Below are 18,412 nucleotides of genomic sequence, written 5' to 3'. Positions count from 1 at the left end.
AAATCTCTAAACATCTTATCTTTTGTGTCTAGGCACAGGAGAATTTTCACAAAGACCTCTCCGTTTATTAACCCTGACTTCTAATTGCCTCGCGAGTCATAAAGCGGCTTGTGTTCACGGCATTAAGCAAGTCGTTGCTTAAAGGTAGCGGCTCCTTACATAGACTGCTCACCAAGACCTCTGCCATTAAAGGCGCTGTGGTTAACCCTCGTGACCCTAAGCAAGTAAGGGTGGAAACTACGCTGTTTGGCAACACTGGCGCGCTAGTCAACGGCTTGCCCACGCCAAGCATATCGTAGTGTTTTTTAAGCGCATTAAAATCATGCAGTGCACCGACAACAGGCTGGTGGTCGGGTGAACCTAAACGCGTAGCCGCTCTGGCTTTACCGTCGTGTTGTAATGCCTGAACTATACTGGTGTTTGCCAGCGCCTGTTCGTGTGTGGCGAGGTTCGTTTCGGTTTCATCGCTTCGCACATCGGTGCTTAAGTCATTTTTCACATAGGTTGAGCCAAGTGCGTGTCTATCGTCGAGCGCAGGCGTCATATAGCCTTTGTGACACAATACCGTTTTGAGCTGTTCAATTGGCATTTGGGTGGGAATGGCTTCAACCTGACCTCGAACAGGGCGAAGAGAAAGGCTGTCAAAATCGCTAGCGTTTACCGCACCTGCGCCAAGGGCAAGAATAAGGTGATCGGCAATAACGTTTTCTTGCGGTAAGTCGCTATCGAAAGTGTTGCTATCAAGATCACCCTTAGCACATTTCTCAGGCTCACCAAGGTTAAAACAAATTTGCACTTTCTGTGTTGCTGACCCGTTTACGCTGCCACCTTTAGCTATATCCACATCATCCGCATCAAGAGCACCGGTTGAAACGCCCCTATCTTCATTGTGTGGCGCTCCCTCAATCACTTTATGGGATACATAGGTATGATTGGATTTCAGTTCGAGTTTGCCACTTTGAAGTGCTTCTTCAATCATGGCAGTAACTAGTTGCGGAGGAGAAATCCATCCGCCGAGGCCGATGTATAAGCCAGAGTAGGGAAGAGCTAGGTTAGCGATATCGCTCACTTCTTTGCTGTCCACGGGCTTAATCAAAGCTTCAGGCCATACGTCGGCAGCAGCCAATTTATTTTGGCGTTCTGCTACCTTGTCGTTAAAGCTTAGTTGAATAACGCCACAGAAATCATGGGCAACGTTGGCTAGGCCACAGGCTTTTGCATGATCAATAGTGTGATCGTAGGCTTGTCTAGCATACAAAAAACTGTGCGCCTGAATGCGGCTGGCAATACTTGCTTCGCTATGAAGCTGCGGATAAAAACCGCCTTGCGGGTTTCCGGACGCGCCGCTTGCAAGAGTGTCACCATCAAAATATAAAGTAGTGCTAATGCCGCGTTTTACTAAAGCCAGGCATGCCGTAGATGCTGCAAGGCCGGAGCCTACTACTGCGACTTTACTTGTTGTATCTAAACTGTCGTTAGCGTACCTGTAATAGGGGCCAGCAGGCAGGCGAAGTTTATGCTGCACATTTTCGTTGTCTTGGTTAAAAACGCCGGTCAGCATGTCGCGCTTACGGCCAAAACCATTGCGTTTTTTTATGGTAAAACCCACGCCGGCAAGCCCACGTTTTACGATGCCCGCGGCGGTAAAGGTTCCAAAGGTAGTGCCGGTTTTTGACAAGCGAGCCATTTGGCTAAATAGCGCATCGGTCCACATATCAGGGTTTTTGCTTGGTGCGAAACCATCTAAAAACCAGGCATCGATTAGTCCATTTACAGGGGAATGCCATTGAGGTAAAAGCTCGTGAACATCACCAATCCACAGGTCGAGCGTGGTTGAGTGCTTATCGAAATGTAAGCGATGACAACCTTCAAGTCCCATAGGGTAAAGTGCTGCGAGTGCTTGCGCTTCGTCTTTAAGGGCAGGGAAAGCTTCTAGTGCGCGCTTCATATCCTGTTGAGGCAGTGGAAACTTTTCCGTGGTAATAAAATATAGGCGCTTTAACGGATGATCAGGGTTCGCTGCTCTAAATTCGTTAAAGGCACGCATGGCGACCAAAAAGTTCAGCCCAGTACCAAAACCTGTTTCGGCGATGACAAAAGTAGGATTGCGCCACTGTTGCCAGCGCTCAGCAAGGTCGTTGCCTGCTACAAAAACGTGTTGGGTTTCATCTATTCCGCTGTCGTTTGAAAAATAAACGTCGTCAAAATGGTCGGCGACAGGTGTACCGCTCTCATTAAAATGAACCTGTGCATGCTTAGATTTCACTGTTTATTTTTCTCCGTTGATGTTGTTTTTTTGTTGGCACTTTGAATTGGAAGCAGTTTTCACTACTTCAATAGCTGGCCCATCCAATGCTTGTTTTGAAACATCAGAAATAGCTTGGCTTTTAGATAAACAAGACACCTCTGCGGGTGTTGAAAAATGCGTGGTGACTTTACTGGTCACGCGCTGCGCCCCAAGCATACCGCCAATGGTGCTCCAAGAACCGTTAACGTTAATTAATCCGCGATGATCCATGGTAGGCGCTTCAGCTTCTGTTTTCGATATACCCCAAGTTTCTTGTGCAATATCAAAGGTCCATATAGCGTCATCCGCAGTTGAAGGCTCGCCGTTATAGCCAATGCCATTGTAGTTGTACGGGTTAGTCGAGCCGCCTACAAAATAGATTTTACTGGTGGCCTCATCGCCCGCTGCGGCCATGCGATAGCGCGCAGTACCTGTTGGATGGTTAAGTGTACGCCAATCAATCTTTAAAGGGTTTTGCTTATCAATTACGCCTTTGAAACAGGCGGTTTCTGCAGCAAAGCTACGGCGTTTATCACTGTGCGGTGTTACTGATACGCCGTCACAAATTACCATGGTGTTATTAACGATGCCGCCAGCTTGCCCGAATACCGGTTTGCCAAGAAAAGGGCTCGCCTGTTGCCATTGCTCGGTTTGCGTATCGTAAACTTGCACAAGATTTACGTTGCCATCGTTGTGCCAGCCTGAAACCAAGTAAACGTAGCGGTCTTGGTAAACCAGTGCAGTTGCATCATCAACAGGTACAGGCATAGGCGCCAATAGCGTATATTCCTCTGTTGTGGGCGAGTATTTATAAACATCTGGCGTACTAATTTCATTATGATCTTCATCCACCGTGTAGCCACCAAAAATGTAAACGGCATCGTTAACACCTACCGCCACGGAAGCCAAGCGACCTTTTAGTGCAAGGCTGGATGGAACTGGGGGAAGAGCCTGCCACCGTAAAGGTTTATCTTTGTTATTGATAACAAGCTGCCAAGCACGGTTGTGCACATCTTTATGGGTTTTTCCTTTGTCCAGCCCCATAAAACTAATTACATATTGCGTGTCGTTTATGGTGACAGAAGCTACGGCATTGTTTGAAACTGGCTCTGGTAGCGCGGGGAGGACGATAGACGCAGCTGTTGCAGAGACAGTCGCTGCAACAGCAATGAGAAAGGCCGCCACCACGAAAGAAAGTCGGGGTACCGCACGTTGGAAAGTGCGTAGAGCAATGGTTCTTGGTTTTTTTAATAACACAGCAATCTTCAGTTTTATCGAAATTTCGAACGTTTGACCGCGTATTCTACCTGTCGCCTTTTTGTTTTTCCGCAAAAGTTTATGTTCAAGCTATTTTGAACATTTTGTGAAGGTATAAATTAACGCTGGTCATGACCCTGTGCATTCGTGCTACATTGGAAACATTCAGAAAAGAAAAGCTTAGACGAAGACGGCAAAAACGAAAAAGAAGGGATGTGGAAACTACCTGTTTATACACATAAGCCCAGAATTGAAATAGGTACTGCAACGCTGAAGTTTAGCTAATTAGAGTGGGGCAGATGGCAAAGCAGACCACTTTACCATTCAAAATCGTTACCATAAGCCGCAACAACGCAAAGGGTAAACTATGAGAAGAGCAGTTATCACCGGTCTTGGTATCGTATCAAGTATCGGCGTAAATAAAGAAGACGTACTTGCTTCACTAAAAGCGGGTAAGTCTGGAATTACATTTTCAGAACAGTTCGCCGAAATGGGCCTTCGCAGCCAAGTTTGGGGCGACATCGATATCGACTTAAAAGAGCACATCGACCGTAAAGCAATGCGTTTTATGGGTGATGCAGCAGGCTACGCGTACGTGGCAATGCAGCAAGCCATTGCAGACTCTGGTCTAGAAGAAAGCGACATTTCAAACGAGCGAACAGGTATTATCGCAGGCTCAGGTGGCGCATCTTCTGAAAACCAAGTGCTTTCTGCAGATATTCTTCGCGAAAAAGGTGTTAAGCGTGTTGGGCCCTACATGGTTCCTCGTTGTATGGCATCTACGGTATCAGCTTGCTTAGCGACACCGTTTAAAATTCGCGGCGTGAACTATTCAATTGCCTCTGCATGTGCAACCAGTGCCCACTGTATAGGTAACGCACTAGAGCTTATTCAACTTGGTAAGCAAGACGTAGTATTCGCCGGTGGCGGTGAAGAACTACATTGGTCACTATCAAGCCAATTCGACGCTATGGGCGCACTAAGCTCTAAATACAACGACAATCCTGCGGTGGCATCACGTACTTATGACGCAGCACGCGACGGCTTTGTAAGTTCTGGCGGCGGCGGTATGGTTGTTGTTGAAGAACTTGAGCACGCACTAGCGCGCGGCGCAAAAATCTACGGCGAAGTTGTAGGTTACGGCGCTACATCAGACGGTTTCGACATGGTTGCACCGTCGGGTGAAGGCGCAATTCGCTGTATGAAGATGGCAATGCAAAATATCGATGCTCCAATCGACTACTTAAATACTCACGGTACGTCTACGCCTGTAGGTGATGTTAAAGAACTTGCGGCGATTCAAGAAGTGTTCGGCCAAGCGGGCGTACCTATTAGTGCAACAAAGTCACTGACAGGTCACGCACTAGGTGCAGCGGGTGTAAACGAAGCTATCTATAGCTTGTTGATGATGGAAAATAACTTTATCGCGCCATCAATTAACATCGACACCCTGGACGATGCAGCACAAGGCTTAGATATTGTTACCGAAGCACGTGAAGCAACGCTAAACACAGTGATGTCTAACAGCTTTGGCTTTGGCGGCACTAACGCAACGCTTGTAATGCAGCGTTTCAACGGTTAAACAAAACCGCTAGAACCAGTAAACTCTTTAGCTTTATTTAAGAAGCTTTAAACTAAAAAGGGCGTAAACTGAGCACCGTGGGTGTTTGTGTTTACGCCCTTTTTTATTTTTTTTATTGTTCTCGTCTATAGCTTTCTAAAGTAAAGATTCCGAACACGACCGTTAGATATCCTAAAGCCATATACTTCACCGTGAACATCGCGCTCGAATAGGATATCGCCAACGTGTGAGCTAAAAAAGTCACCTTTGACTGTCGCAATATAATGGTCGCTTAGACGGTGATGAGAAATTTTCATTTTGACTCGGTTGCTATTTCCTATCATTTGCAAACTATACTGACTTTATGACGAAGCAATTTAGTATCAGTTGGTCTAAAAAAGCAGTTTTTCTTTTTTTAGAGGTCGATTAGTTTAATACTTGAGCCCTATTTATTTGTTAGAACCTTCATTCTTCGAAAGGACTTTAAATGGATTTTACTCTTTTTTTAATTACAGCATTGGCTCTAATAATTAGCCTTATAAGAGAAATTAGGAAACGAGGCAGCGACAGCATAGGCGTTGTCGTCTGGAAATATTTTAGCTATTACACAACACTTTCGAACCTCCTTGTCCTGATTTGGTTCGCTGCTTTGACTTTATGGCCTGAGTATTCAATTGCTCAGTTTGCAAAGAACCCTAATGTAACTACTGCAATTACTTTTTATATAGTTACAGTTGGTATTGCTAACTACCTTATCTATGGATGGCTCAAACTTTCATTTTTTGAACGTATTTCAGATTTATTAGTCCATGCCGTTACACCCGTAATCACACTTTCCTACTGGTTTTTCTTTGTGGAAAAAACGCAGCTTCAATACTCTAACTTAGGCTATTGGCTCATTTTTCCGCTGACTTATGCCGCGTACACAATGTCTCATGGGAAATGGACAGAATTTTACCCTTACGAATTTACAAATGTTCAAGCGCTAGGCCTTAATAGAGTTTTATTAAATGGATTAGTATTATCTATTAGCCTCTTATGTCGTCTGCTGAATCAAAGCTGCAGCATGTTTAATGGCTTTTCGTATTCTATGATAGGTACCACAGCGGCAGATATTGTCACTCATAGCTTCATCAATGTCACGATCGTTGGGATTGGGATTAGACTCCAATAGTTTGACGGCGGTTAAAATTTGTCCCGCCTGACAAAACCCACACTGAGCGACATCTTCGTTTATCCATGCTTCTTGCACCGGATGCAGAATGTCATCGACCGCAAGCCCTTCAATAGTGGTTAGCGATGCACCCTCCACTTCTTCCATCGGAACAATGCATGGGCGAACTAGCTCCCCGTCTTTAAAAATAGTGCAAGCGCCACACACGCCAACGCCGCAACCATATTTTGGGCCAGTAATACCAAGTCGATCACGCAAGAGATACAGAAGCTCGTCATCGTTTTCAGCGTCGATAGAAACCGGGTTATTGTTAACATTAAATGTAATTTGTGGCATGAATTAACCCTCTGGATAGAAGTCACGAAGAGGAAAACGACGTGGTGCAATACCCGTCGCCCTGGCAAATGCGTTGGCTATCGCCGCTGCCGCCGCAGGAACTACTAACTCGCCTGCACCTCCCGGTGTTTCTCCGTTAGGCGGCATAAAATACACTTCGATCTTTGGTGGCGTGTTGCGCATTCGAGCAATTTCAAAATCGCCGTAACTGCTCTCGCGTATTGCGCCATTGTCGAGGTGTAAACTGGTGCGAATCATGTAGGTAATGGCGTCGGTTGCCGCACCGATAACTTGCGCCTCAAGGCCGGTGGGATTTAATACTCGGTTCACATCCAGCGCAACAACAATCTTAGTGACTTTACTTTCTTTCTCCGGATTTTTGAACGTTTGTAATTCAACAAGCACGGCAGCTCGAGACTTATACTCTTTATGTAACCCGAGGCCCTGGGCACGTCCTTTTTTCATTCTCCTTCCCCACTTGCCCTCTCGAGAAACTTTCCGCAGAACAGCTTTGGAACGCTCATCATCAAGCATTTGTAATCTGAACTGGCATTCGTCCATGTTCATTGCGCGTGCCAATTCGTCAACAACTATCTCGTTTGCGACGGCAGCTGTGCCGGAGTAGATGCCGCGCCAAGAGGATGTTGGCACAACGAATTTTTTTTCGTTTAGCAGCAAGGAAGTTACACCAAACTTATATTGCACTAGTTGCGTTGAGTGCCAGACTGTCTGGCTGAAAGCAGCGGGCGCTAATTCCCCTCCCAATGCAGTAATACCGTCGCCAAAGCCATGTTCGAGATCCAATTCAGCGGTCGCAGCTCGATGGTCAAACGACAACACTTTTTTGCCGAATAAAAAACCTCTAGTGTAAGTCGCTTTTACATTATGCAAGCTGAGCGGTCGTGCGCGGCCAAACTTTGTGTCGTCCTGTCGGGTAAACATAAGTTTGATGGGGCGGTTTACAATTTGTGAAATACGCGCGCCTTCAACTGCTGCATCAAAAAATAAGCGACGGCCAAATGAGCCGCCGCTCTGAATGACATTCACCTCGACGTCAGTGGGTAAGACTCCAAGTTCGCGCGCAATTTTGGCTTGTGCTGCAAGTGGCGTCTTGGCGCCAGTCCATACCCTGATCTTTGAGCCGGTTGCATCGGCAACTGCTGTCATGGTTTCCATAGGGGCATGCGCCAAATAAGGAAAGATGAACTCGCCGCCAACCGAATCGGTAGCCAGAGGGATTTTAGGTAAGGTTGGCAGGTTTATCGCACGTAACTGCTCTATGACCTCCGCGTCAGATAGATGTTCGGCAGCACCCGCACTCCATGTAATATTAAGTGCATCACGCGCCCGAAAAGCTTCGCCAAAGGAACGCGCAACAACGGCCACGCCAGAGGAATTTGCATCAACATCCAACGGAACTTCTTTGATGGCAAGGACACCGGGCAGGCCTATTGCCTCAGAATCGTCAAACGTGATCACGCAACCACCTAAGCTGGGTGGCCTAGCGACCACGGTGGGCATCGCGTCTGGTATATCGAGATCCATCGCGAAATCTAGTTTGCCGGTAACAATATCGCGCGCGTCAGCCCGCTTTTGCGGCGTACCGATAATTTTGTATTGAGACGGGTCTTTAGGCTTTGCCAGTCGAGCTGCATCGTTGCGTCCCTCAACACCTGCGGTGAGCTCAGAGTAAGCAATGCGGCTGCCATCGTTATCAATTGCAAAGCCATTTTTTGTGCTAATTTCGTTCACAGAAACCCCGAAATGCACTGCGGCTGACAATTTTATTTTATGTAACAGCGCTGCCGCGACCTTGCGCAACGGATCCCAAAGAGAGGTTACGGCGTGAGAGCCTCCTGTAATTTGACCAGTCGCTCGTCTGATTTCTGCCGGAGATAAAGTCGCATCAATGGAGGACATTTCAACGTCCAGCTCTTCGGCAAGAATCATCATTGCAGCGGTTAATATACCTTGCCCCACTTCCATTCGTGGAAGCTCAAAACGGACGCGGTTATCACTCGTTATCTTAATTAAATAATCGTAGTAGAAAGGGTCACCGGAGATAAGCAACAGATCTGTTAAATCCAGTTCATCTGCAAGCTCAGGTATTCCTAACAACTGGGCGTTGGCACCCTGAGGGCGAAGAGCACCGCCGGTTATATGTAACGCAACGGCAAAACTCGAGCCCTTGAGCATGTAACCAATAAATTTTCTTCGTCCGACGTTTTCTGCCTCGACAATGTGTTCTTCATCACTATCGGATTGATCATGTATCTGTGAGGAGGTAATCGTGTCTACTTGTTCTGCATGGTTGCTTTTTGTCATAAATTCTCCGTTACAGTTCAAGACCTTCGATAGCTAAACTTAACCTTAAGGAAAGTCGTTTATTTAATTCAGGTAATTGCAGCTTGCTAAATACCTGTTAACGAAACGTTATCATAAAGTATAATTTATTAAACATTAATAATAAGTAATACTAAATAGGGGTTTTCCCTTATGTATGGAGCATGTTTTTTGTGAGTTGGATAGTTGAAGAGAATTCGTTTGAGGCATCTCATCAATCTGATCTTCATGGGCTGAGTCTACCAACACCAAAGCGTCTATATATTCGGGATAGGTGAGGGCGTAGCGTTGCATGTTTACCCGCCAAATGAATGGCCTACAAGGATAATTGGTCCGGTAATATCTTTTTTTCTAGAACCGAGTGAAGTTCAGCGACAAATTTCGGTCAAATAAACTGGTAACGACTAAACAAAGTATCTGGCTCGGGAATGGTGATTTTCCCGTAATGTCGTTTCAGTAAACCTTCACTTTCAAGCTCACCTAAAAGCTGATTAACCGTTTGCCTACTACTATTTATCATTTGCGCCAAAGACTCTTGCGAAAGCGTTAGCGTAATCGTGTTGTGTTTAGGCAAATGCTGACCATAGCTGGTGGTAAGCATCAATAGCCTTTTTACCAGCTGGTGCTTAAGGCTAAGCCCTGCACTTGAGTCAATAAACTGAAATGCACTGCGTACTCGCGTGCATAAAAGACGAGTAAAATGCGGATACAGTTCTGGATACTGTTCAAGTAATGCCTTAAACGCGTTTTTTTGAATTATAGCAACGACGGAGTTTGTCTCACAGAAGTTGTCGTGAGTACGGGGGAGGTCGTCAAACATTGATATTTCACCAAACCAGGTGCCGGGCCCAAGTAACGCGAATAGCATTTCGCGGCCATCTACACCTACCGTAACAACTCTTAAACGGCCTTCGCACACACCATAAAAACCTACACCGTCTTCACCTTTGGCATGCAGTTGTTGCCCTGCTTTTAAATGCTTAAGACGCATCTTTTCGAACATGGCTTCCTGTAAATAGGGCGGCATCTCGCTAAACCACGTAGAGCTAGTCAGAACAGGTTTAAATTTTTCCATTTAACAAATGTCTTACAATGTCGTATATCCGACAGTGTATAGCAATTACTGCGCGTAATGTAGGCGGTAAGAGAAAGTAAATGGAAGTTTCATTGAGGCGCTCGTGGTATCGAGCCTTTCAATTAAGGCTCACCCGGCTCAAATGAAATTAATTTGTACGTTAAAAGAGTAAAGCTATGACAGATTCAGTAAAGTCGAAAGTTAGCAGTGAAGAATGGCAAACCCGTGTTGACCTTGCCGCGTGTTACCGCGCAGTTGCTATGTATGGTTGGGACGACCTTATTTTCACTCACATTTCTGCCCGTGTTCCTGGGCCTGAACATCATTTTTTAATTAACCCATACGGTTTAATGTTTGATGAAGTTACGGCATCCAGCCTAGTAAAAGTTGACCTTAACGGCAATAAGGTGATGGAAAGCGAATACGACATTAACCCTGCGGGTTTTACTATTCACAGCGCTGTTCATGAAGCACGTGACGATGCCAAATGCGTGTTGCATTTGCATACAGCAGAAGGCGTGGCGGTATCTATTTTAGAAGAAGGGTTGCAGCCTTACTCGCAGCAGTCCCTTTTTCCACTAGCGTCCCTTTCTTATCATGCCTATGAAGGGGTGGCGTTAAATCCAGAAGAAAAAGCGCGGCTGGTTCGCGACCTAGGCGATACCCAATTTATGATTTTGCGCAATCACGGGCTTTTAACCTGTGCAGACAATATTCCCGATGCCTTTTTGTTTATGTTTATCATGCAGCGTGCCTGTGAAATTCAGTTAAAAGCGCAGGCCACAGGCAAACCGCTTATTCCAATTCACTCTGCAATTCTAGATGGCATTCGTACACAAGCCGATCAAGTTACCCGGCAGGCTGGTGGTTCGTTAGCATGGCCGGGTATTAAACGACGCGTTGAACGCCGTTTCCCTGGATACGATAAGTAACTATTTAAAGTTAACGTTATCCAATACCACGATCGCAAAGGGTGAGGTGGACAAAAAACGCGAGCTAAAGCGCTTTCGCTTTAAGCGTTCCCGGTTTAAAAGATTGTATAAACTTCGGCCGCCTCTTTGATATGGCGGCTAAACGTGCATCATAATGACGTAAATTAAACGAATCACCGACAAGATAAATCGGGGGCGCTGGGTTACTAAAAGCCTAACTTGAGGTACACTTAGCGCCATGAAAATACTTCTTGAAGATACCATTCCGTTTGGCACCGATTACCTTAATAGCGTAGGTGAGGTTGAAACCTATGCATGGCAATCTCTTGTGCCTGAAATGCTGCGCGATGTAGATATTCTTGCGCTGCGTTCTACTACCAAGGTTACCCCTGAACTGCTGACTAGTGCTAACAAGCTTAAGTTTGTTGCTACGGCAACAGCGGGAACCAATCATCTAGATAAAACGCATTTAGATAGCGTGGGTATTATGCATAGCAGTGCAGCAGGCTGTAATGCGGTTGCGGTTGCCGAGTACGTGTTAAGTGTTTTATTACATGCGCAAAAAGCCCAAAAGCTCGATTTATATAATGCGACAGTGGGAATAGTAGGTGCTGGTAATGTGGGAACTGCATTATCAAGAATTTTAACGGTAATTGGCGTTAACCACTGTCTGTATGACCCACCGCTACAGCAAGCGCTAGCAAAATCTGGTAAGAAGGAGCATAACGGTCAGTCATTTGTAGACCTAACGCAAATAGCAAAGTGCGATGTTATCTCGCTTCACGTGCCTTTTATTAAAGGCGGCGAATATCCTACATATCAGATGATAGACGAAGCGTTTCTGGAAGGATTAATGTCAAACCAGCTGCTTATAAATGCATGCCGGGGCGAAGTTATAGATGAAGAGGCACTACTTAACCTGCTTCAACAAGAACAGGCGCCAACGGTGGTTCTCGATGTGTTCGATAATGAACCTGCCATAAATACAGCATTATTTGACTATGTTTGGTTCGTTACACCACATATCGCGGGGCATTCTGTAGAAGGCAAAGTGCGCGGTACGCAAATGATTTACGAGCAGATTTGTGAGGTAGCGGGCACAGCTCCAGATAAAGAACTCAGCGATTTTCTAGATAAGACCAACCCAATAAACGCTGAGTTAGCATCGCCAGAAGCATCTCGGTTATCGGTTGAAGATCTTACTGCGGTATTTCACAAGGTGTACGATGTTGCTATTGATGACGAAATAACGCGAAACGCTTTTCCATCAACATCAAAAAATAACGAAAAGGCGAAATCTGACTTAGCAAATACGTTTTCTGCACTGCGCAAGCAATACAGAGTACGTCGCGAGTGCAGCGCCTATACGTTACACTTGTCAAAGAACACCAGTAAACAAATTCAAAACACTTTCACCAAGCTAGGCTTTTTCGTTAGTCTGGTTTAGTTATTTTCTTATTAGGAGCATAAAGCATTATGTCGCAAGCGTTTGACGTAGCGGTACTTGGCGCAACTGGTTTAGTGGGCCAAACCATGATTGAACTATTAGAAGAGCGAGACTTTCCGGTAAATCGTTTGTATCCTCTTGCCAGTAAACGTTCAGCTGGTAGTACTGTATCGTTTAAAGGCGAAGACATTGAAGTATTAGATGCTGATGATTTCGACTGGTCATTAGTGCAATTTGGCTTTTTCTCAGCCGGTGGAAGTATCTCAGCAAAATTTGCTCCGCTAGCCGCAGAGGAAGGCTGTATTGTTATCGACAATACTTCAGAGTTTCGTTATGAGCCAGATATCCCACTTGTGGTGCCAGAAGTTAACGCTCATGCACTGGCAGAGTTTCGCAATAGAAACATTATTGCAAACCCAAATTGCTCAACCATTCAAATGTTGGTTGCGCTTAAACCTATTCAAGACGCCGTTGGTATTGACCGTATTAACGTGTGCACGTACCAGTCGGTCTCTGGTGCAGGTAAAGAGGCTATGGAAGAGCTGGCTAAACAAACCGCAGGTTTGCTAAACGCACGTGAAGTAAAGCCAGAATCGTTTAGTCGCCAAATTGCCTTTAACGTTATCCCTCAAATCGACGTATTCCAAGACAACGATTACACCAAAGAAGAAATGAAAATGCTGTGGGAAACCCAAAAAATTATGGGCGATCAAAGTATTTTGGTAAATGCGACGGCTGTGCGTGTACCTGTCTTCTATGGTCATGCTGAAGCTATTCACCTTGAAACGCGTTCGCCAATAGATGCGCAGCATGTTAAAGAGCTTCTAGCCGATGCACCAGGAGTTACCGTGTACGACGGAAATGAGCAGTTCCCAACTCAGGTTAGCAGCGCAAGCGGTAACGACATTGTGCACGTGGGTAGAATTAGAAACGACATTACTCACCCTTGTGGCTTAAATTTATGGGTGGTTTCAGACAACATCCGCAAAGGTGCAGCGACAAACAGCATCCAAATTGCTGAGACGCTAATTCGCGATTACTTGTAAAGGCTTTAGCAGAGGCTCTTCCTCTGATTGAATGGATAAGCACAGGAAAAGGTAAACATTTTTCTGTGCTTGCCGATACGCAAACTAAGCAGGGTGTTTGTTGCGATGAAAAGAATGCGTCTGTTGCATTGTAAAAGAGAAAACGTATAGCGAATTTGGCTTGCTTAACGCGATGAGAAGATAAATCTCAGGTCAATAAATATGCAGCATTTAGCAAAACTTCAAGCATTAGATTAGACCAATACTACTGTCTAACTAGATCACCCTTAATAACTGGTTTATAGTTTGTAAGGTTAGGAACAGAACAAACTTAAAAACAATAGTCAGTCAGGCACTTAGGCGAACAGTAATAACTATAAAAAGCGCAAACAAATCTTATTGCTAAGTTCATAATGACTGTAAAACGCTAGCTTGATGATTAATGGCTTCAAGGTGGCTTAAGAATAAAAATAAAAGCCAATATATTCTTTTGTGGTGATTGGCTAAAAAATCCGCCCACACGAACCGGGTGGTAAAGACGCTTGAGGGCATATAGGACTGCTATGAAATTGCATTTGACGGGCTTACTTTTACTCACATTATGTTTGTCTGGCCCTGTAATCACTGTTGATGCACAAGAACGCGCTACCTTCTTAAAAGGTCCGAAAGACGCAACTGATCTATATTCTGGTCTAGAGTATGGACCTATTGATGCTAACGATACCCTCTGGCGTATTGCCGAGCGCTATCGTCAAAACAATAACCTGAGTGTCTATCAGGTTATGGCTGCTATTTATGAACTCAACCCCAATGCATTTGAAAATGGCAACTTAAACTTATTAGTAGATGGCGCAGTTTTGAAGCTGCCGTCCGAGCGTTATATTGCCAGAATCGACAAACAAAAAGCGCAAATGCGAGCAGAGCAAGACGATAGGGCATTTGCTGAAGCGCTTAATAAGCCCGGTAGTAGCGTAAAAAATATCAAGCCTGTATCACCGTTAGTCAACCAGCAAGACCTCACTCAAACACAAACTGACATTGAGCAAAAGATCAACCGCTTAGATCAGGAACAGACTCGTCAATTCGATGAATTACGTATGCAATTTGCCGCTTCGCTAGAAAACGTTGAGGCAATATTGAATGAAAATAAACGTTTATATGAACGCGTTGAAGCCGTAAACGGTGAGCTAGAAACCTTGCGTAGCCAGGTTGAAGGCGATGTTAAGAGCCAGCTCGATATGCAAGTGGCACTTCAGCAAGAACTGCTCGAAATGATTAAAGCCGAGCAGGCTCAGCGCGAAGCAGAAAAACAGTCTTCGTTTTTAAGCGCACTTACCAGTCCGTTAGGCTTGATCATTGGCTCTGCAATTCTGTCGCTATTGTTGGTAGGTGGCCTAATCATGTGGCTGCTTAAACGCAACAGTAAGCCTGAGGAAGCGCCCTCGACTGGGCCCACTATCACAGCTGATAACGACGAAGTTCCGGTGCCAGATACTGACATTGACGATCTTTCAAGTGCCTTAGCTCCAGATTTAGATGACAAAGCGGAGTTATCAGATGATGACTTGTTCAATGATGACGACTTGCTTGACGACGTCCTTACCTCTGATTTGGAAGAAAGCTTAGATGATGAATTAGAAACATTTGCCGATCTTGAAGACGACATGTTGGTGCCAGGCGATGACAACGATGATTTGTTTGAAGCGGGAGCCGATGAACTCGATCAGAGCGAATTAGATAGCTTGTTTGACGATGATGATTTGTCAGACAAGGTATTAAATGAAAAAGAAGCAGATGATCTTGAAGGCTTTGACCTTTCAGGTGATGACGACATCTTTGATGAAGATGCTGTTGAAGATGGCGAGCAAGAGGCAGCGGCCACGGAGGAAGTTGCGACAGATGATGACGACGATTTCGATATTGATGACTTGCTTGACGATGTGCAAAGCCAAGACGTTGATAAGTCGGAAAGTGTTGAGTCTGATGAATCCGATGAAGTAGACCCTGATGATGTATTGGCTGAGGTTAATGGGGCAGCCGATTCTGAAAACGTTGATGAAGACGATATAGACGCCTTGCTTGCAAGCTCGGTAGATCCGGCGCCTGACTCGGAAGAAGAGGAAGAAAGTGCTGCATCTCTGCCAAGCGTAGAAGATGAGGACGACAAGCCAGAAATAAGCATTGACGATTTGCTTGAAGAGCATGGTGTTGATGCAGATCTAACCGATGAGTTAGACAGCAACGACGACCTTATCAATGAAGACATGCTGAGTAAGCTCGACGACGAGATAAATCAGCAAAACAAAGAAATAGATAAAATCACCGACGACTTGCTTAACGAAATAGAGCAAATTGAAATGATGGGTGGTTTAGGCGAAGAAGATGATGAAGACAAAGATGACCTGGAAGGTGAGATAACTACAGCGGCACCGTCACCTCAGTCAATTCAAAGCCTTGATCCCATTACTGATGATTTAGATGAAATCGCCACCGACGAAATAGAAACTGATGCTGATTTAAGTGACCCTCTATCCGACGACCTTATTGCTGAGCTCCAAGCGGAAGATGAATATTTGGAAGAGCCTTCAGATGGTGAGGAGCCTTCAGCGGAGAAAGAACTTTCAGCAGATCAAGAATCGCAAGAGGTAAGTGATTCAGTATTAGATGAGTTCGAAGAACGTGATGAAGACACTTCAAATGAATTACCTTCTCAAGCAGAAGACGATGGCGACTTTGATGACCCATTTACCGACGAGTTGCTCGCTGAGCTTGAAGCCGAGCTGGAGGGGGAACCAGAAGTTAGTCCAAGCGCTGACCCTGAAGCTTACGATGAAGATGCAGACTTTACGGTTTCTGATAACGAAGAAGGCGAAGACGATTTAAGCGACCCTCTAACTGATGAGCTTCTCGCTGAACTAGAAGCTGAGGAATCTAAAACCAGCGAAGATGTAGACCAGTTGACAGACGAATTACTTTCTGAACTTGAATCTGAAATAGAGTCTGAAGGTGATACAGACGCAGTATTTGATGCTACTAGCGAAATCATTGCACAACCTGAAGAATTAGAGCCAGCGCTAGAAGAACAACCAGAGTTAGGCACAGAAGTAGAGCCCGAACAAGATGCCGACATAGGTTCAGAACTAGAGCCTGTATTAGAAGCAGAGCTGGAATCTCAGCCTGAGCCTGAATCAGAACTAGACTTTAATACGGAATCAGAAGAAGGAGAGTTAGCACCTGAAGATAAGGTTGAGGTGGAAGCTGACGCTGATGACGATAATGCAGAGCCAGAGCCAGAGCCAGAGCCAGAGCCAGAGCCAGAGCCAGAGCCAGAGCCAGAGCCAGAGCCAGAGCCAGAGCCAGAGCCAGAGCCAGAGCCAGAGCCAGAGCCAGAGCCAGAGCCAGATGCGCAACCGGAGTTGGGTGCTGAAGTAGAGCCTGACCAAGATACCGATATAGAGTCAGAACTAGAGCCTGAATTAGAGGCAGAGTTAGAGTTTCAGCCTGAGACCGAATCAGAGCTGGAATTCGAAGAAGAACAAGAAGCTGAGGTCGAGCCGGAATTTGATCCCGAAAGTGGCGAGGGCGATTCTGACGACCCATTAGACGACGCCATTGAAGCGTTCGAGAAACAAATGATGGACGACATTCCTTCTTTCGGTGATACGGAGCCATCAGCGGAAGAGAAGCCATCAGCGGAAGAGAAGCCATTTGCGGACGAAAAGCCGTCAATTGACGATGTCTCTAGCGACGAATCAGAGCCATCAGTAGAAGAAGACGGCGACGAGTACGACGACAGTCTGTTAGATGCAGCATTCGATGAAATAGATAGTTTTGAGCTTGAGCAAGAAGTCGACGGTGTTGATGAAAGTAACCAGCAACCCGAAGAGCCAGACTTAAACGAGAGTGACTCAGATAATAGTAAAGAACAAGAATTCAATGAACTTGATGACGTGCCAGGCCTCGGCGATTGGTTGTCTAGCTCCGATGACGATGATGCTGTCGACGACAATGAGATACTCGATGACCTAGACAGTGCTGAGTTTGATGAACTTCTCCAGAGCCTTGAGTCAGGCGATGCCGCAGATCCAAGCGACATCGAAAATGAAGATACACAAGAATCAGTCGCAGAGAGCGATGAAGATACATTCGAACCTGAACAGGAAGCTGATGACGAAGCTACGTTTGAGTTGGAAGAGAATGTCGATGACAATCTTAAATCAACGGAAAACGATGATACATTCGAGATAGATGAAAACGACGAAACTCTTGAGTTAGATGATGGCGACGACCTAGAATCAGCGCAGGATGATAATGAAGAAGAAACTTTCGCCCTTGAAGACGATGACTCTGAACTAGCGTTAGACGACCTCGACATTCCAGATGATGTGGACTTAGATATCGCCACGCCTACGGAAATTGAAGAGGACCAGCAGGATGTAGAAAAAGCAGAGCCTGAAAAGGAACAAGAGGAAGAGCTGAAGCTTGATAATCCTGACTTAGATTTGGCTGCTTTACTTAGCGACGTCGATGCTGATAGTGACTCTCCAACATCTTCCGAAGATTTCCTTGACGTAGAAGCGCTGATGGACGATGGCGACGATTCAGATGCCACTGATCCAGATAGCCAAGCGCTAGACCTGGATGTGAGTTTATCTGACTTTACTGGTGTATCTGACGATGACACGGTAATTGATATTGATAAAGATGCGGGGCAAAACGCGAATTTAGATTTGGCTCGTGCATATATTGAAATGGAAGATGCAGATGCTGCGAAAGAGTTGCTTGAAGAAGTAATGAAAGAAGGCAGCGAAGAACAAAAGCAGGAAGCGGCCTCAATTCTACAAAAGATTACCTAATTCGCTTGTAGGAGTAGGCGTAAACCTGCATTGATTGTCGTATTTAGCGGCCTGTATATTGATAGGATATACAGGCCGCTTTTGATTTCATCAACTTGCATTTATTTGCCATGCAGTGG

General features: G+C 45.4%; 10 protein-coding genes and 1 pseudogene. 6 read left to right on the top strand and 5 right to left on the bottom strand.

What is annotated here, in order from left to right; translation table 11 throughout:
* Positions 1 to 67: 67 nt before the first annotated feature.
* Together mnmC1 and ACXAER_RS02885 are read right to left on the bottom strand one after the other, a co-directional pair.
* Positions 68 to 2,266, bottom strand: coding sequence for an FAD-dependent 5-carboxymethylaminomethyl-2-thiouridine(34) oxidoreductase MnmC1 (gene mnmC1 / locus ACXAER_RS02890; protein ID WP_474826408.1), 2,199 nt, complete (start codon positions 2,264 to 2,266; stop codon positions 68 to 70).
* Between the two features lie 3 nt (positions 2,267 to 2,269).
* Entirely contained in the window at positions 2,270 to 3,544 is a 1,275-nt protein-coding gene (locus ACXAER_RS02885; protein ID WP_474826406.1) for a Kelch repeat-containing protein, read from the bottom strand.
* Positions 3,545 to 3,911: 367 nt separating this feature from the next.
* On the opposite strand from ACXAER_RS02885, the gene fabB reads away from it, so the two are divergent.
* Both fabB and ACXAER_RS02875 read left to right on the top strand, forming a co-directional pair.
* Entirely contained in the window at positions 3,912 to 5,126 is a 1,215-nt protein-coding gene (gene fabB / locus ACXAER_RS02880; RefSeq protein ID WP_474826404.1) for a beta-ketoacyl-ACP synthase I, read from the top strand.
* Positions 5,127 to 5,592: 466 nt separating this feature from the next.
* Positions 5,593 to 6,132, top strand: a pseudogene (locus ACXAER_RS02875) (Pr6Pr family membrane protein); the annotation flags it as partial.
* 9 nt (positions 6,133 to 6,141) lie between these two features.
* Here ACXAER_RS02875 and ACXAER_RS02870 read toward each other — a convergent pair.
* The 3 genes from ACXAER_RS02870 to ACXAER_RS02860 form a co-directional block, all read right to left on the bottom strand.
* Positions 6,142 to 6,615, bottom strand: a complete 474-nt coding sequence (locus ACXAER_RS02870) for a (2Fe-2S)-binding protein (RefSeq protein ID WP_039218518.1) — start codon at positions 6,613 to 6,615, stop codon at positions 6,142 to 6,144.
* A gap of 3 nt (positions 6,616 to 6,618) precedes the next feature.
* Positions 6,619 to 8,940 (bottom strand): molybdopterin cofactor-binding domain-containing protein, encoded by a 2,322-nt coding sequence (locus ACXAER_RS02865; protein WP_474826402.1) that lies wholly within the window; start codon positions 8,938 to 8,940, stop codon positions 6,619 to 6,621.
* Positions 8,941 to 9,343: 403 nt separating this feature from the next.
* Positions 9,344 to 10,033: a Crp/Fnr family transcriptional regulator gene (locus ACXAER_RS02860; protein ID WP_474826400.1), complete on the bottom strand. Its 690-nt coding sequence runs from the start codon at positions 10,031 to 10,033 to the stop codon at positions 9,344 to 9,346.
* A gap of 176 nt (positions 10,034 to 10,209) precedes the next feature.
* Between ACXAER_RS02860 and ACXAER_RS02855 the strand changes: the two genes are divergently transcribed.
* From ACXAER_RS02855 to ACXAER_RS02840, 4 genes are all read left to right on the top strand, one after another.
* Positions 10,210 to 10,965: a class II aldolase/adducin family protein gene (locus ACXAER_RS02855; protein ID WP_474826398.1), complete on the top strand. Its 756-nt coding sequence runs from the start codon at positions 10,210 to 10,212 to the stop codon at positions 10,963 to 10,965.
* 238 nt (positions 10,966 to 11,203) lie between these two features.
* Complete coding sequence (locus ACXAER_RS02850) at positions 11,204 to 12,412, top strand: 4-phosphoerythronate dehydrogenase (protein WP_474826396.1); 1,209 nt, start codon at positions 11,204 to 11,206, stop codon at positions 12,410 to 12,412.
* Between the two features lie 29 nt (positions 12,413 to 12,441).
* The gene (locus tag ACXAER_RS02845) at positions 12,442 to 13,458 is read left to right on the top strand and encodes an aspartate-semialdehyde dehydrogenase (protein WP_014979671.1); all 1,017 of its coding nucleotides are present in this window, start codon (positions 12,442 to 12,444) and stop codon (positions 13,456 to 13,458) included.
* Between the two features lie 542 nt (positions 13,459 to 14,000).
* Positions 14,001 to 18,293: a FimV/HubP family polar landmark protein gene (locus ACXAER_RS02840; protein ID WP_474826394.1), complete on the top strand. Its 4,293-nt coding sequence runs from the start codon at positions 14,001 to 14,003 to the stop codon at positions 18,291 to 18,293.
* The last annotated feature ends 119 nt before the right edge of the window (positions 18,294 to 18,412 follow it).

This window comes from Alteromonas sp. AWJ4_199, from assembly GCF_056159165.1.
This window is presented reverse-complemented; position numbering and strand designations above follow the sequence as displayed.

Excerpts from the sequence above, each read along its gene's own strand:
- ACXAER_RS02845 (WP_014979671.1), top strand. The coding sequence starts at position 12,442 with ATGTCGCAAGCGTTTGACGTAGCGGTACTTGGCGCAACTGGTTTAGTG.
- ACXAER_RS02840 (WP_474826394.1), top strand. The coding sequence starts at position 14,001 with ATGAAATTGCATTTGACGGGCTTACTTTTACTCACATTATGTTTGTCT.
- ACXAER_RS02855 (WP_474826398.1), top strand. The coding sequence starts at position 10,210 with ATGACAGATTCAGTAAAGTCGAAAGTTAGCAGTGAAGAATGGCAAACC.
- ACXAER_RS02865 (WP_474826402.1), bottom strand. The coding sequence starts at position 8,940 with ATGACAAAAAGCAACCATGCAGAACAAGTAGACACGATTACCTCCTCA.
- ACXAER_RS02870 (WP_039218518.1), bottom strand. The coding sequence starts at position 6,615 with ATGCCACAAATTACATTTAATGTTAACAATAACCCGGTTTCTATCGAC.
- ACXAER_RS02860 (WP_474826400.1), bottom strand. The coding sequence starts at position 10,033 with ATGGAAAAATTTAAACCTGTTCTGACTAGCTCTACGTGGTTTAGCGAG.
- ACXAER_RS02850 (WP_474826396.1), top strand. The coding sequence starts at position 11,204 with ATGAAAATACTTCTTGAAGATACCATTCCGTTTGGCACCGATTACCTT.
- fabB (WP_474826404.1), top strand. The coding sequence starts at position 3,912 with ATGAGAAGAGCAGTTATCACCGGTCTTGGTATCGTATCAAGTATCGGC.